Source organism: Siminovitchia thermophila (assembly GCF_016909185.1).
GTDB classification, from domain to species: domain Bacteria; phylum Bacillota; class Bacilli; order Bacillales; family Bacillaceae_C; genus Siminovitchia; species Siminovitchia thermophila.
The window spans coordinates 1-15,193 of sequence record NZ_JAFBFH010000053.1; the positions used below are offsets into that span (position 1 = coordinate 1).

At 35.9% G+C, this 15,193-nt stretch carries 17 protein-coding genes; 6 read left to right on the top strand and 11 right to left on the bottom strand.

All coding sequences use genetic code 11. The features are described from left to right. The first annotated feature begins 127 nt into the window (after positions 1-127). From JOC94_RS23610 to JOC94_RS21710, 3 genes are read left to right on the top strand one after another with little or no spacing between them, the layout of a single operon-like run. Entirely contained in the window at positions 128-685 is a 558-nt protein-coding gene (locus tag JOC94_RS23610; RefSeq protein ID WP_205180341.1) for an ABC transporter permease, read from the top strand. 19 nt (positions 686-704) lie between these two features. After that, entirely contained in the window at positions 705-1,388 is a 684-nt protein-coding gene (locus JOC94_RS21705; protein WP_077113018.1) for a response regulator transcription factor, read from the top strand. A gap of 5 nt (positions 1,389-1,393) precedes the next feature. Further along, on the top strand, positions 1,394-2,398 hold the full coding sequence (locus tag JOC94_RS21710; RefSeq protein WP_139345691.1) for a sensor histidine kinase: 1,005 nt from the start codon (positions 1,394-1,396) through the stop codon (positions 2,396-2,398). Between the two features lie 482 nt (positions 2,399-2,880). Here the strand turns inward: JOC94_RS21710 and JOC94_RS21715 are convergent, their stop codons facing one another. Further along, on the bottom strand, positions 2,881-3,036 hold the full coding sequence (locus tag JOC94_RS21715) for a hypothetical protein (protein ID WP_171973967.1): 156 nt from the start codon (positions 3,034-3,036) through the stop codon (positions 2,881-2,883). A gap of 116 nt (positions 3,037-3,152) precedes the next feature. On the opposite strand from JOC94_RS21715, the gene JOC94_RS23275 reads away from it, so the two are divergent. The 3 genes from JOC94_RS23275 to JOC94_RS21725 all read left to right on the top strand — a co-directional run bounded on the left by JOC94_RS23275 (position 3,153) and on the right by JOC94_RS21725 (position 5,348). Then, complete coding sequence (locus tag JOC94_RS23275) at positions 3,153-3,281, top strand: hypothetical protein (RefSeq protein ID WP_268921017.1); 129 nt, start codon at positions 3,153-3,155, stop codon at positions 3,279-3,281. Positions 3,282-3,295: 14 nt separating this feature from the next. Continuing rightward, positions 3,296-3,739, top strand: coding sequence for a YaiI/YqxD family protein (locus JOC94_RS21720; RefSeq protein ID WP_077113020.1), 444 nt, complete (start codon positions 3,296-3,298; stop codon positions 3,737-3,739). A gap of 976 nt (positions 3,740-4,715) precedes the next feature. Then, the gene (locus tag JOC94_RS21725; RefSeq protein WP_205180342.1) at positions 4,716-5,348 is read left to right on the top strand and encodes an alpha/beta fold hydrolase; all 633 of its coding nucleotides are present in this window, start codon (positions 4,716-4,718) and stop codon (positions 5,346-5,348) included. A gap of 415 nt (positions 5,349-5,763) precedes the next feature. Here the strand turns inward: JOC94_RS21725 and JOC94_RS21730 are convergent, their stop codons facing one another. The 10 genes from JOC94_RS21730 to JOC94_RS21775 all read right to left on the bottom strand — a co-directional run. Beyond that, a complete protein-coding gene (locus JOC94_RS21730; RefSeq protein ID WP_077113022.1) occupies positions 5,764-6,084 on the bottom strand; it encodes a hypothetical protein in 321 nt (106 codons plus the stop codon). Between the two features lie 100 nt (positions 6,085-6,184). Continuing rightward, positions 6,185-6,682 (bottom strand): hypothetical protein, encoded by a 498-nt coding sequence (locus JOC94_RS21735; RefSeq protein WP_205180343.1) that lies wholly within the window; start codon positions 6,680-6,682, stop codon positions 6,185-6,187. 1 nt (position 6,683) lies between these two features. Next, positions 6,684-7,439 (bottom strand): MerR family transcriptional regulator, encoded by a 756-nt coding sequence (locus JOC94_RS21740; RefSeq protein ID WP_077113024.1) that lies wholly within the window; start codon positions 7,437-7,439, stop codon positions 6,684-6,686. Positions 7,440-8,895: 1,456 nt separating this feature from the next. After that, on the bottom strand, positions 8,896-9,117 hold the full coding sequence (locus tag JOC94_RS21745; protein WP_077113026.1) for a hypothetical protein: 222 nt from the start codon (positions 9,115-9,117) through the stop codon (positions 8,896-8,898). Positions 9,118-9,547: 430 nt separating this feature from the next. Further along, positions 9,548-9,757, bottom strand: coding sequence for a DUF1648 domain-containing protein (locus tag JOC94_RS21750; protein ID WP_077113027.1), 210 nt, complete (start codon positions 9,755-9,757; stop codon positions 9,548-9,550). Between the two features lie 19 nt (positions 9,758-9,776). Further along, positions 9,777-11,339, bottom strand: a complete 1,563-nt coding sequence (locus tag JOC94_RS21755) for a hypothetical protein (protein WP_077113028.1) — start codon at positions 11,337-11,339, stop codon at positions 9,777-9,779. After that, complete coding sequence (locus tag JOC94_RS21760) at positions 11,336-12,046, bottom strand: ABC transporter ATP-binding protein (RefSeq protein WP_077113031.1); 711 nt, start codon at positions 12,044-12,046, stop codon at positions 11,336-11,338. Before JOC94_RS21760 ends, JOC94_RS21755 begins: the two co-directional genes overlap by 4 nt. 145 nt (positions 12,047-12,191) lie before the next feature. Then, a complete protein-coding gene (locus tag JOC94_RS21765) occupies positions 12,192-12,797 on the bottom strand; it encodes a TetR/AcrR family transcriptional regulator (protein ID WP_077113029.1) in 606 nt (201 codons plus the stop codon). A gap of 464 nt (positions 12,798-13,261) precedes the next feature. Beyond that, positions 13,262-14,218 (bottom strand): type I pantothenate kinase, encoded by a 957-nt coding sequence (coaA, locus tag JOC94_RS21770; protein WP_077113030.1) that lies wholly within the window; start codon positions 14,216-14,218, stop codon positions 13,262-13,264. 793 nt (positions 14,219-15,011) lie between these two features. Continuing rightward, positions 15,012-15,193 (bottom strand): hypothetical protein (locus JOC94_RS21775; protein WP_205180346.1); only part of this gene is annotated, 182 nt, incomplete at its 5' end.

Sequence of the window (15,193 nt, forward strand, 5' to 3'; positions counted from 1 at the left end):
GGAGTTGGCAAGTGGCGTATTTAATTTATGTATGCCCTACGGGCCATACATAAATTAAATGCCAATCCCTACATTATTAGTTTGCCATAAACATGGTTTTTACTTTACTTATTATAATCAGTATTTCATGATGTTACCGATCATTTCTAGTGTGTTAATCTCCTTTATTTTTTATATCGAATTCAAGAACAAAATGTATTTAGATTGGATAACGTATAATATTCCACGTTATCAATTACTTTTTTCAAAAATACTTGTCTCTACAATCATTATGTCAGCCATTTGTGTAATGCAATTATTTATTTTGTCTGTTTTCTATTTTGTTATAGACGGGAATATAGAGAATATTCTTCGCTTAATATCCTCTTATATAATCCTTAATATAATAGTGATTACAACCATTACACTAGTGTTTGCAGCTGTCATCCAATTAACTAAGAATATAGTAGCAAGCATATCTATTGGGATAGGTGTTTCTTTATTGTCAATGATTCTAATGGCGGCACCTTTTTCCTTTTACATTCCTACAGCATTTGGGTATAGACTCGGACTATTCGTTATTGATAATGGATACTATTATGAGGGAGGCATGACTCCCACTATTATAGGCATAGCCCTGTTATTTCTAATAAACGCCATTATGCTAATGATCAACCTGAGATTAATTTATAAAAAGAATTTGTAAGGAAAGAAGGAGTCTGATCGTGGAGAATATACTTAAAAAGTCAAACATTTTTGTTCTCGAAGATGATCCAGATATATCAAAGTTTCTAAATATATTCTTGAGTGATTATTTTAACAAGGTGATTGTGAAAACAGATAATCGATTTAATTATTCGGATTTAGACAATGCCGATATTTTTTTGTTAGATGTCGAGATACCGTTCGATAGTGGATATGAGGTCTGTAAACGGATAAAAATGGTTTATCCTAACAAGCCTGTCGTTTTTCTCACGGCGCATAGTCAACTTGATGATAAAATCAAAGGCTTAGAATTGGGTGACGATTTTATACCTAAACCCTTTGAACCTTTAGAACTTATTGCGAGGCTTAAAAATCTATTGAAGGACAAGTATGGAGACCTTGTCTATTTAGATGGAATAATAGTTGATAAACGGGCACATTTAATTGTAGATAGTGTAACGGGAAACAGAATACCATTAAGTGAGACTGAAAATAAGATATTCTTTTACTTGTTTGATAACATGAATATTAGTTTATCAAGGGAGCAAATAATAAATCATGTGTGGGGAGTAGAAGGTCGTAGCCGTCAAGAAAATTCCCTAAATGTGTATATAAATAGTGTAAGAAATAAAGTGGATATTAAAGGCAAGTTAATTCAAACTATTTATGGTTATGGATACAAATTAACAGATCAAAAGGAATGATGTTATTGAAAAAAAAGATTTACTTTTTCACGCTTATCTCTATCTTGTTCTTTCCAATTGCCTTTATCATGTCAAATTATATCGTATTCTTAGCCCATTTAATACACGATTATATCAATGGGACTGATACTCCTTTTATAGCACATGAACATTATTTATATATTTTTTCTCTTTTCTTCATTATGGTTTTATTATACGTTTTCTTCCTATCAAAAATGATTATAAATATTTCATCTGAAATAAGGCTTCTTTCACATCTTATAAGGGGGATAGCGAAAGACGAAAACTATCCAGAGCCAGTAGAGCTCCAGGTGTTAAAAAATAGCGAAATGAACCATCTGGGCGAGTCGATAAATATATTAATTGATAGATTAAAATATAATCAGGATAAATATAGGGAATCAGAAGAAATTAGAAAAAGATATTTAGATCAACTTTCACATGATATTAAAACGCCGTTATCTCTCATAAAAATTAATTTATTCTACCTAAAAACGCAACAAAACGTCGAAGAAGCGATAGAAGAAATTAATAAAAATGCAGATATAATATCGACGCTAAGCGACCGAATATATCATAAGAATTATCTGAATCCGGACTCTATCATTACTCATATGTCGCCGGTCAGCTTAAATGACTGCATAATTGCCATTATCGAAAAATGGAACAATGCTTTAAGACATAAGAAAATAAATTGTACCAGCAATATAGAATCTAATATTGTTTGGAAGTTGGATAGAGTATGGTTTGAAAGACTACTTGATAATATTTTGCAAAATGTTTTATACCACTCTAAGGCTAGTCATCTAACTATAGAAGGTGTTAAAGAAAATGATCAAGAACAGTTGACAATAACCGATGATGGTGTGGGTTTTGATTTAAAAAAACAACTTCAGCAATCGAATCAAAAAGGGCTAAATATTATTAATGAAGTTCCTAAGTTGTTAAATCTTCACATTCTAATAGAGAGCAATGATTCTGGCACAAGGATTGTACTAACTAAAATATAGAGAAAGAATGCACGTGATAGGCTCATGTTAGATAGATCAATGATTTAGATTCAGAAGTGTATTTGCTAAGTAAAAAAGGTATAAAATAGTAATTAATAAATGCCGCTTGTCAACAGTATTTAAGAATGCAATAAGGATTCCTTATAACTGGGGAAGTGGAAGAGTGCTTCTGTTCAATGATGATAAAACCGTTTTTGCTGCCCTTGCCCACCTGGTGGCGGACGCAGTCAAATGTTTTTTTCGGTAACTGGCCACTCCTTACGATCCTCCTCAAACAATTCGCTTTGAAGGACCTGTTTCTCATCATGTTTCCGGTACCGGCCCTCTCCCGCAAGCTCCCATAATGTCTCGGTGAAATGCGATAAAAGAAAATTGCTCCATATTCTTGCAGAAGCTCAAACATCCTGTCGCATAGAATCATGATCGCACGATAAGTTTGAAAGACATTTGTCAGGATTGATAACCGACCATGTTGAGGTCGGCTATTTCTTTTCTGCGATTACCAAGCATAAAGTGGCGAACGGCCCTAATAGTAGTGATAGTAAAAACCAGTTTAAACCACTCCGGTTTTTTCCTTGAGCGATTCCGGCATTAATGAGCGCCAATGTCCCCCACCCGACAAAATAGCTTTCATTCATTTTTCAACTCTCCTCTTTTTTACTAGTTCAAGTATGACATACATTGAATTGCAATGTGCAATGATTTACCACTATGATACACTTTAGGCATTACGGTCTGTAAGGAGAAGCATGCTATGAAAAAACAATGGTCAACGCCTGCTCTACTTGATCTATTTGCAGAGCAGCGGAATGTTGAGCTCGGAAAGTCGATGGAAGCTTACATGAGATGCCGTCGCGAAGCGTTGAAGTATTTCAAGTCGTAAATGGAGGTGTTCATGTGACAACTGTTTTTATCGATGCAGACGGATGCCCGGTTGTAAATGAAACCATTGCTGTATGCCAAGAGCTCGACATACAATGCGTCATTATTTGTGATACTGCACATGAAATCCACCGAGATGGAGCGAGTACGATCATCGTTTCAAAAGGGGCAGACGCAGTGGATTTCGTTTTAATTAATCGCGTAAAACGCGGTGATATTGTTGTGACACAAGATTATGGATTGGCAGCTATGGCTTTAGCCAAACAGGCATATGCCATCAACCAAAATGGACAATTATATACAGAAGAAAATATTGATCAGCTGCTTTATGCTCGGCATCAGGCTCAAAAAATTCGTCGTGCTGGCGGGCGTTTACCAGGACCGAAAAAGCGCTTGAAGGAACAAGACATTCAATTTACCGATAGTTTACGCCAACTTTGCTTAGCTATTATTGAATGAATTGGAATACAATCATGTATCGCCTTAAATCGTTGGAATTACCTACAACTGCGGGAGGTGAAAAATGTCTAAAGTTGTTTCGGTTCATTCTTTAACAAGTCAGGTCATAAACTGCACAAAAAATTGAAAAGCCAGAAAGAAAAATACTTAAAGTTCTTTCGAAATGGAAAAATAGATACTAGAGACGTCTGCATGCCTTTAGAATGGTCTGCCTTTTGAATCCATACTTTCGAAGAACACAATCCGCATTATTGTGAACATGTTGTTGTCCTTGCTAAAGAAGCAATTGTCGGAGTTTGTAAAATGAAGAGTCCCTTCCGAAATGGACGGGATTTTTTTCGTCTCAAGTACAGGCATTGCCACGCCACGTATCGCTGCTTTACTAATGAATGAGCTTCCTTTTGGTGCGCACTCCATTTGAGGGCTCGGCTGTGCAGGAGGTGTTGCGGGAGAAGAGGAGCTTCGACTAGTGCCGAACGTAACCCGACGTTTTTGCTGTATGTGTAGAGCTAAGCAGTATTTTTAGCTGCTAAACGATTGGATGCTCATTGTGCGGATTCCTGTTGAAGAACGACATGTCGTGAAGCAACGAATGATGAGGTATTCAATAAGTGCAAAAGCGAGTTAGTCGAAATCACCTGGCTAGCTCGCTTCATGTATTAAAAAACTTATTTAACTTTATCCTGTTTTTGTGGTAATAAAATGTCACGAAGAACTACATCATTCAAATGAGGGAGCTGCTTTTTTTCTAATTGCGTCAATCCGTACTTATCTGTATTTTCAAAAACTTCATAAAACTTTAAGATATGACATTAAATTTTCCGTCAGGTAATTTTTCATTCAACATGTTAATTGGTAGCAGTTGCAAGTTTGTAATACGTTTCTTTAGATTAGTATTAAATCTTTCATTTTTGTTTTTCAATATTACTTAAGATATAATAAAAACAGTTTAATCCATAAAGTAGAAGGGGATGCAATGATGACTTATATGTTGGTCCATGGACTTGGTCAAAATGCTACCAGCTGGCAAAAAGTCATAGACTACATGAAAATAGATTCCGAAAAGATAGTTTCACCTGACTTGTTTCAATTTATTGAAGCAGGAAAAATTGATTATCGTAATTTGTACCATAACTTTTTTGATTATTGCGAAAACCAAGATGGCTCTATTGATTTAGGTGGTCTTTCGTTAGGTGCAATTCTATCTTTAAACTATGCATTGGATCGTCCAGAGAAGGTAAATTCCCTTATTTTAATAAATACACAATATAAAATGCCCCAGTTTCTTCTTTCTGTACAAAACGTAATTTTTCAAGTGCTACCAAATTCCGTATTTAAAAAAATGGGATTACCCAAAAAGGATGCAATCCAATTAATGAAATCTATGAAAGAATTAGATTTCAGCATGAGGCTATCAGCAATATCCTGTAAAACACTTATTCTATGCGGGGAAAAAGATAAGCCAAATCGAAAAGCAGCAAAACAATTAAGCAATCTAATAATGGATGCAAAGTTGAAATTTATTCAAAGCGCTGGTCATGAAGCAAATGTAGATAATCCTGAAGGTATGGCGAAAATAATTAAAAGTTTTTGGGTTGAAAATACATAAACTATAGCTTGAATACTGAATTATTCACAATAAAGTGTAAATTACGCTAACGAAATGTAGGGAGTGAACACTAATGAATATATTTCATTCTCGTTTTACTCCCGCTGTAAATTCTATCATAAAAGGTTATTCTCTAGAAGAGATTTCAAAGATTGCTTAGATGCACTATTAAATTTAGTAGCATGTAATGGCATGCAATAATGTATGCTTTTGTGTAGGGATACCATTATAGCTCATCACAAAATTAGTTTGGACGACAGATTGTAATGTTTCTTTCCATATTCAACATATAAACAGATAATTTGAAGCATAAAAGTCCAACTACAAGTAGCAGAATTATACAAATAGGATTTCATTCCAATCCACAGACGTGGCTGGATTTTGAAAACGCCACTTTACATTTTTCCTAAAGATATTAAGTATTTCTATAGCTAATTTCTTCTTTCACCAATAATCTCAATATATCATCAAGAGTAGGTTCGATAATTTCTATTCCCTCAAAACTTATCTTTGAACGAAGTACATAATAATTTAAATCTGAAAAATTTAGTTGGCTATCATCGGAACGATCCTTAACAGTAACATATTCGACATAGTCTTTTGGAAGTAACAGTTCTTCAAGTTTTCCAGAATCTTGAATAACAGTAACAATAATTCCGATTATATTTTTTCTTGTAAAACGTTTAAGATTTGCTGGCGAATCTTGAAGTACTTTTTTACCGTCTTGATAAAACATATTGTGTCGCTTAACATATCAGCTTCTTCTAAATAATGGGTAGTAAGAAAAATGGTAACTTCTAACTCTTTTTTACAGTACAACGAAAAAATGTAGAATTCTAATGTTCTTTTTTCACCCATAGGGGTCCTGTTACATACCAAATAACAGTCACAATAATGAATCCAGGTAATGCTTCGAAGGTGTTATGTGATTCTCCAGTCATAGTAAGTATCATATAAAAAACGCCCATAACAATTAGATAAATGAGTACAGCAAGTAGCCATTTTTTTAAGTGAAACATTTCATAGTGGTAATCTTTTTTCTTGTTTGTTTTAACTCTATTCATTTTATTATCCAACCATTTAATAATCGTTTTTCCAAATGCTATTGTTACACCTAAATAAATACCAGACAAACTATGACTATAAGAAAAAGGTTCACCCATTAATAGGGAGACAATATTAAAAATAATTAATAGCAAATCGTCTATTGGAATAAGTATTAGGAAAAAGTTCCCAAGCTTAGCATTTTTAATGATTGATCTGAAAAAGACACCCAGAATTGCAAAGACCCAGAATAAGATTTCACATATAATAATGAGAGTTAAAATGAGCATTTCAACTCCTCCAATCATCAAATTTCAATAATATTTGATTCATATAATTGAAAAATGTTTGATTAAAAGGAATGACTTTCGGCTCTTTTAACAAGCTTTCTTCTAATATATCGAAGTACTTTTTTTCTAAATGACGGTCACCATTAAATAATGGTGGAACGACCTGAATGTATTTTGCATATATTTGTTGTTCTAGCAAATCATTTGATTTTTCCATACCGCGCCTGATCATTTGTAGAAGTTCTTTCATATCTGAATGAATGTCAGCAGGATTATCTAAATTAGGGAGATTCTTTAATATTTCTATTTCTTCTAAGCTAAAATCATCTGATGAAAAAGTGTTATCTTTATCTATGTCATTATGTGTTATATATTCGAGAAGTCTATGAATATCAAGAGACATCATTTTAGGGTTTATTTCTATTCCATTTTTTAGTCTTAATAGATTGTTCTTTCTATTCATTAATTTATCCATTTCTTCCTCTATAACTGAAATTTCTAAATCAATTGCATTTTCCAGATGCTTATTTGTATTCTCAGAATGAATATTTTCTAACATTATTTTGATTTGATCGAGACCCATGCCCATTTTTTTAAAATTTAGAATAATTTGCAAATCAATTAAATGAGCATTGTTATAATATCTGTAGTTTGTCATTGGATCAACATTGGGTAGAAGCAAACCAATCTCATGGTAATACCTCAAGGTTCGCTGCGAAATATTAAATCTTTTGCTTACTTCTGAGATTGTATACAAAATAATCTCCTCCTCATAAACATCTTGACATTCACGTCAACGTGAATGTCAAGATGTTTATGAGGTGATTTTAATGGATAATAAACAAAAATTTTTTGTGCATTTGATAACATTTATAGTGGGGCATATTGTTCTAAATATCTTTATCAGATTGGAGAAAGTACCTAAAAGCCTTGAGAACATACAGCATATTTTCAAATCGAACAAAATATGGGTTTATTTTAGTGAAGTGAATATAACCATTATTGTTATTTGGTTAGTCATTTTAATAATAGATTTCTTTTTTGTATTTTTAAATCAAAAAAAACGTTAAAATTTGGCCCCATGTTTGAGGCCATGTTAAAGGGTGAGATGGACTGTTCATCCTGGACACGCTCCTTCCCCATGGTTCTGTCTTCGGGAGACTCTTATTGAATAGAAGAACGTGGCTACTCTAAAAAAAGTAAACCGGCTAACATATAATTCATTTAAGGTGTCCTTGTCATTTTTGATTTATATCTTCTATATATGAGGATAGCTGCCGGTGATAACTAGTAAGCTGTCAATTAATAATGTCATATAGATTGATGTTGCGGTATTGGGCAGCTGTTTTCCTCCTGTACCTTTATGATTCGTATGGTCAACCATCTTTTTATGATCATCCTTACGGCCGATTTGTCATCACTTGCTTTATCAGGAATTTTACCGACTTTGTTATCAGGTTTTACGGGTTGTTTACCGTCCTTTGAATTTTCAGGTTGGTCGGCAGTTCATTTCTGGGGTGTTTTATTAAGATTCGTATGAGTCTTTCATTTAGAAGTAGGGACGTAGATCCCGAACTACATCTTAAATCCAGATTTTCTTAAAATAAAAAATGTTGTAATGTATATAGTAGGAATAGCAACTAATAAATATAAAATTCCTTTAGGCATAAACATATTATAAAAGTAGAAGAATAATGTTGCCCAAATGCAAGTAATTAATAATCCAAGTGTTTTTTTTATATTGAAAATATGCCCTCCCGAAAATGATAATGATCAAATGCTTAGTAAATTATGACAGATTTAAATCGTGTTCATTGATTTATGTAGTTAACATATCTCTATATCGCCATTATTCTTCTTTTTATCTCTTTTATCAATCTGTTATGCCATATTTGTGCCTATGTCTAATCGTTTAATTCACTAGCTCCGCAAACTTCTGCTATCCATGCTAGCTTTGGATTCCCAAACTATCCATTGAAGTCGTTAGTTCGTTCATAATCAACATTAAGTTCTGATGAATCTGCAAGACGACGACTAATAAATACAATTCCACCTATTGCCAAAGTTGCAGTTAATACAGCTACTTTCTTTAATTAATATACTTTTTTATCCTCTGCCTTCAAACAGCAAAGGACGCTTATGCTCTATCCTCATTATGAAGTTTCACTTTATTGTTCGTTTTTTCATCAACTGATGTAGTTGTGTCCCTGCCTTTAAGCAGTATTTTTTTTCTTAGACAGATATGCGATTCCAATAGAGATTGGAGGGATAAATGGAACAAAGGGCTTTAACCACTCGACTGCATAGAATATCGGTATCATTAAAAATGATATTCCGAAGAACATTGTGAGAACAGACGTTTTGTTCCACCCGAAAACAGTCAAAACCAATCCAGTTACAACAAAAAGTATAAATGCAACAATCCACCAGTTCATATAATCACCTCTGAATATATTATACTCTCAAATTAAAAAAATTCTTACTTCGATTTATCCCGCATGTAAGGTGCACTTCGAAATCTTGAGTTGATACAAAAGGTTCAAGTGGGAGAAAACGGCACCTAAATGCCTGATTCATTTAACGAACATTCAGTAGGAGAGGAAAGAAAACGCCTGCTGAATGAAGTTTCACTTTATCCCGCATGTAAGTAAGGTGCCGTAAGACTCCCACTTCAAAACATGAGTGAATACAAAGTGTCTAAGAGGGAGAAAACGGCACCTAAATGCCCGATTGGTTCAACTAACAGTCAGTAGGAGCCCTACTGAATGAAGTTTCACTTTATATGTTCAAAAGCCACCATCTTCGAGAAAAGAGCCATTAAACATATACTTGGAACACTTATGGAGCCTTTTACTGTAGAAGATGTCACTCTTTTGATCCGTTGTCATTTCGAAAAAACCGCCAATAAATAGAGTATGGAATAACGGAGCCAAGGAGTAAAAAATACTTATTCACAATGATATCCGCTTTTCCTTGTGCGTTAAAATGAATGGGAATGGCTTCAGGTAAAAACAAGCAAATAACAAATATAACGGCAGCAATTAGTATAAAAACGATGATATCTTTTAATGTCATCTTATATCCCAACCTTTCATTAAATAACTGCTGAGCGACAAGCTGTTTGATACATGAAGGTTGATGCGATGGTAATCACAATCGCTACTCCCCATAACAGAGGGAGGAGTGGAAAAGATACAAACCAATGAAGCAGAACAGGCAGAGCGACTGCTACCATGCTGATTAAACTAGACGCAATCACCGGAAGGCTTTGCTTTACAATGATCATTTCATTATCCCAAGTGAAGTTCGGATGCTTTTTATTGAGAAAAAGACCGAGGATAACAGAAAATAGCGAATAGGCGATCGGAATAAGCAATGTGCTCACAGTTTGTAATGTATTCATTTGTATACGTGTCATCATAGCTATAATCACGAGACAATAGGCAACAGCATGTAATGTTAAATTAACCGCCAGTTTACTATTTAAAATCTCTTTGGTGGAGATGGGTGAACTTTGTACGATCCAAATATGTTTACCTTCCAATGAAATAAAGAATGCAGCCGGGCAACTTAAGGAGAGCATAGCGGAAATAAGCACCGGACCATATGTCGGGAGAAAACGATGGATATGATCCATACCGATAAATTTTCCTAACTGCTCTGGAGATAGGAGCACCAGAAAAATGCTAAAAAGAGACAATAGGATCACTCCAAGCCCAGCATTTAGTACGGCTGTATAAGAACTGAAAAATAGCGAGAAGTCTTTGTGATAAAGTGCAACGAATGGAGATCTTTGTTTAATCACGTTTTTCTGCTTAGCCCTATATTTTGATGATGTGCTTGCCAGGTCGTTAAGTGCACTGTACCTCATGGAGACAAAATGGATAAAAAGGTAGAAGACAGCAGTCGATAGGGCGATAAAGATTCCTAAACGAATCGATACGTGAAAGCGCGCGTCATCTAGAAATAAAATGGCAGGAGGGTACAGTTTAGTAATTTGTCCCGCTAGCATAGCTCCAACATTTGCAATCCCTGCTTCCGATTGCAAAATAAAGACCGCCCCATATCCTACTACGCCAAGTGCGACAAAGGAAAATATGAGGGAGAACAAGTTGCTATTTTTAAAATAAGAAGCGATGTATACGATGCATAATCCAAGCAAAGAAGCGATGCACATTGGAATGATTGGAACAAAAAATATGGAAATAACATAAAGCACCATTTGCAACATGTCTAAAGGTGTGTGCATCATCCATACAATGCCACCTGAAGCCATAAATACAAAAGCAACCACGAAATGAAGGAGATACATCAATAAAAATTTACTGGTTATGATTTCACTGAATTTGACAGGTAATGCTAACAGCATATCTAAATCACGACTTCCGAATAAAATGCCATTGGAGCGAAGCACGGTTAAAATAAAAATAGCAAAGCTCGCTATCGAAACCATATAAGCAGGTATTAAATCCTGCTTTCCGAGTTGGACGAGGGCGAGTGCTGTCAACCAATTATAGATACAAAACAAAAGCACAAATGTGATAACACCAACAGCGGTTATGACCATTGTTTTCTTTTTCGTTCCAGATTGCTTGATTTCATTAAGCGCCAAATAGTTCATGATTTGGGTTCGGAGTAGCAGATAGGCTCTACTCATGGGCTCTGTACCTCCATAAAAAAATCTTCCAACGATTGATTGCCTTTAACAGCTTCAGTAGGACCACTTGCTATCAACTTGCCGTTATGAATGATGGCAATTTTGTTACATAGTTTTTCTGCCACATCGAGAACATGCGTTGAAAAGAAAATGGCGCCACCGTTTGAAGCACATTCCTGCATCGCCTGTTTTAATAAATAAGATGCTTTCGGATCAAGCCCAATAAATGGCTCATCTAAAATGAAGAGTTTGGGTGCATGAACCAAAGCAGCAATAATAGCAGTTCTTCGCCTCATCCCATGAGAATAGGAAGAGATAACATTCCCAAGGTTTGGCGTCATTTCAAATAAATCACTATATTTTTTAATCGCTTGTTTCCGCTTAGCGGTTGGAACGTGATATAGGTCCGCAATGAAATGAATATACTGGTATCCAGTCAGATGTTCATATAAATTTGTCTGATCGGGAATATACGCCATTTTGGATTTGCAAGTCAACGGGTCTTTTTGAATGCAATGGCCATCGATGAGGATTTCTCCTTGGTCAAAATGGTGAATGCCGACGACTGCTTTTATGGTAGTTGTTTTTCCTGAGCCATTGCCACCGATAAATCCAAAAATATCTCCCTTTTCGACAGATAGTGTTAATTGATCAACGGCTTTCTTATTGTTTTTATAGACCTTCGTGAGCTGGTTGATTTCTAAAATAGGCATAAATCGTGCTCCTTTCTTACTGACAATCTGTCAGTTGACTGATAAAGAATACCCAATGGTAAAACACCATTGGTTTTCGAAATGACTGCAAAATATAACGTTTTATCGTATGAGAATATCGCCAAGCTTCATACACCAGTTAAAAGATCGTTGTTTTAGTGCCTAAGGCGCGCTCCAGTAAACTTTTGTATGCTTCATAATAAAGCAGTTTTTTTTCGTTCGACAACGTACTTGTATCAATAGAAACGAATACATAACCGTTGATGAGAAAAGAAGCTGTTTCCAACGGCCGGGCTACATGAAAAACGCCTTCCGAGATACCTTGCTCAATAATATGCCCCAAATAAGTGGTGAGTTTCTCAGAAACTTTATGAGCGAAACGATCCATTAAATAGCGATTTTGGTTCAAATCAACACTGTTTTGCAATGCAATCATGTCAGGAGTTGCGCTGTTTGGCTGTATGAGAGTAGCTTCTATAAAGGAGCGAATCTTTTCGATGGCCGATTTGTCGTCATAGGTTATTTTAAACAATCGTTCTATCATTGGTTCGGAATATCGTTCCACTAAACAATACAGTATATCTTCTTTGTCTTTGAAGTGGTAGTATAGCAAGCCTCGAGAGATATTGGCTTTGGTTATAATATCTTGTGTTGTTGTTTTTAAATATCCTTTTTTAACAAATAGGTGTAATGCAGCTTCCATGATTTCGGCCCTGCGAACTTCCGGATCTTTGACATCTCGCACACAATCACCTCTCTAATGGCGAGTATATACATTAACTGACACTTTGTCAATTCAATGTGGAGGCGGGTTACATCATTTCATCCCGCCAACGTTTTTATCACTGCCTTTTAACGACTTAATTATGAAAAAATGCTGAGTGATAAAATACAAATATATGTGAATCGTTTCTTATATACAGATCAATGAACTGTCAAAAGTGATCAAAATAAGTAAGATCGCATTTCACTTCATTTAACTGTTAATCATTCCATTCACTTTGAAACCAGTCAATTATTGTTCATTCTTTTGTACAAAATATAGTGGTTACCATGGGCGTTCTATGTTATGAAAATCGTTTCAGTTGGTGTCGTATATTTACGGATGAAGAAGTATTTTTTTAAGGTTGGAAGTATACGGAAAATGATAAGACAAGCGCATGTCCGTTCCGACCGCCTATTTTTACGAGAGCTTTACAAAAGTTCATATTAAAGTTTTCGCAGCTTGACTCCTTGCACGGAATGGTTCGGTCCTTTTTCCAAAATCAATTGCGCGCGCTGTTTGGTTGGCAAGATGTTAGAGACTAGGTTAAGCCCGTTGATTTCCCTCCAGATCCTCAGCGCCGTTTCTGTAGCTTCTTCGTCTTCAAGGGATGCGTAATGGTGGAAATAAGAGTTCGGGTTGCTAAACGCCGTTCGTTGCAGCACTTTAAACCGTTCGACATACCAACGGGCGATATCGTCTTCATCAGCATCGACATAAATGGAGAAGTCAAAAAGGTCCGACACAAACAGCTTAGGAATGTACTTGCCGTTTCGTTGTTCGGATTCGCCTGTTTGCAGTACGTTAAGCCCTTCGACGATGACAATATCCGGTTTGCGAATCGTTTGTACTTGACCCGGTACAATATCGTACGCCAAGTGTGAATAAACCGGAGCCGCTACTTCAGGGCGTCCCGATTTAACGTCAGCCAAAAATCGAATCAGGCGTCGTATGTTGTAGCTTTCCGGAAAGCCTTTGCGTTTCATTAAACCACGCTCTTCCAAGATGCGGTTCGGATATAAGAAGCCGTCCGTCGTTACGAGATCGACTTTAGGTGTATTCGGCCAGCGCGAAAGCAGCGCTTGTAAAATGCGGGCAGTCGTGCTTTTTCCAACAGCTACACTTCCGGCAATGCCGATGATGTACGGCACCTTCTCCGTCGGATGTCGTAAAAATGTTTTCGTTACTCGGTACGTATCTTGACTGCTGGCAACGTAAAGGTTTAACAATCTTGACAGAGGCAAATAAATTTCCGATACGTCTTCCAATGAGATTTGTTCGTTAATTCCCTTGAGCTTCACGAGCTCGTCCTCAGACAGCGGAAGCGGGGTCGAATTTCGTAATTGCCGCCACTCTTCACGTGTGAATGAGATGTACGGGGAAACATGTTCATTAACTAGCATACCTGGTTTCTCCTACTGTATTGTTTGTTTCTTCATTTTGACAAATTATGATGTTTTTTTCAATATCGAATTTGACTGCTTAAGAACCTTAAGGGTGAGGAATGCTTATGCATACGGGATGTGGTTAGACGTATGACTCGACACCTCCTGCAGAAAATGAACGAAGCATGAGCTTTTTCAATTGATGGAAAGAAAAAATCGAAACTGCTTCCAGAATAAAAATGCACCATCACCTTCTTTAAAATATCAGATGTAGAGGTTTGAGGAGAAAGGTGGTTGACATTCCGCCTTCGTTTTTTTGAACATTCTTTGATTTATGGAAAAAATTCTTCTTTCGTTGAAAAACTATAAAAGCAGTTTTGGCAAATCCCATCTTTTTGGTAACTGTTTATAGAAGTTTCTCGATATTTACCGTTGTTGTACGGGAAGAGAATTTTTGACTGGAGAAACAAAGTGACAGAACTTCCGAACCATTGGCGATATGGAATCCAAACGGCCCCATATCACCTCCCGCATGAAGAAAAGAAAATATATTAGAGTGCCAAAGAAGGGAAGTCATGATAAAAGTCAAGCAACTAAACCTAAACATGACATTGCTACGCGCATATTTGAATGAACAGTGTAGAAGTAAGCAAAGGGAAATATCAAGCCCTTAGGATGTTCGCATTCCTTCATTAAATGGCGTGTCCATCAATGAGGGCAAAACAAGGTACAATTTATTTATAGTAGACTGATCTATCTTCGATAAGCAAATTGGAAAAGGTATTTTCACGAACTTTCATAAATCCTACATCTAATTGGCGGCCAGCAAGCGATAGCGCGTTAGCGAATCAAACGCGTCTATAATGATTCGAGAAGATCTTGACACGTACGCCATTAACAGACTGTCTAACAAATAAAACCAAAAAAAGGTATAATATAGGTAACTTATAAGCAGAGGAGATTCTTTAGAATGGGCAATGTTCACGGTTTTTC

Bases quoted from the DNA above. Each gene is read 5' to 3' on its own strand.
- JOC94_RS23275 (WP_268921017.1), top strand. From the start codon at position 3,153: ATGAAAAAACAATGGTCAACGCCTGCTCTACTTGATCTATTTGCAGAG.
- JOC94_RS21725 (WP_205180342.1), top strand. From the start codon at position 4,716: ATGATGACTTATATGTTGGTCCATGGACTTGGTCAAAATGCTACCAGC.
- JOC94_RS23610 (WP_205180341.1), top strand. From the start codon at position 128: ATGATGTTACCGATCATTTCTAGTGTGTTAATCTCCTTTATTTTTTAT.
- JOC94_RS21750 (WP_077113027.1), bottom strand. From the start codon at position 9,757: ATGACATTAAAAGATATCATCGTTTTTATACTAATTGCTGCCGTTATA.
- JOC94_RS21735 (WP_205180343.1), bottom strand. From the start codon at position 6,682: ATGCTCATTTTAACTCTCATTATTATATGTGAAATCTTATTCTGGGTC.
- JOC94_RS21745 (WP_077113026.1), bottom strand. From the start codon at position 9,117: ATGAACTGGTGGATTGTTGCATTTATACTTTTTGTTGTAACTGGATTG.
- coaA (WP_077113030.1), bottom strand. From the start codon at position 14,218: ATGCTAGTTAATGAACATGTTTCCCCGTACATCTCATTCACACGTGAA.
- JOC94_RS21755 (WP_077113028.1), bottom strand. From the start codon at position 11,339: ATGAGTAGAGCCTATCTGCTACTCCGAACCCAAATCATGAACTATTTG.
- JOC94_RS21715 (WP_171973967.1), bottom strand. From the start codon at position 3,036: ATGAATGAAAGCTATTTTGTCGGGTGGGGGACATTGGCGCTCATTAAT.
- JOC94_RS21730 (WP_077113022.1), bottom strand. From the start codon at position 6,084: ATGTTTTATCAAGACGGTAAAAAAGTACTTCAAGATTCGCCAGCAAAT.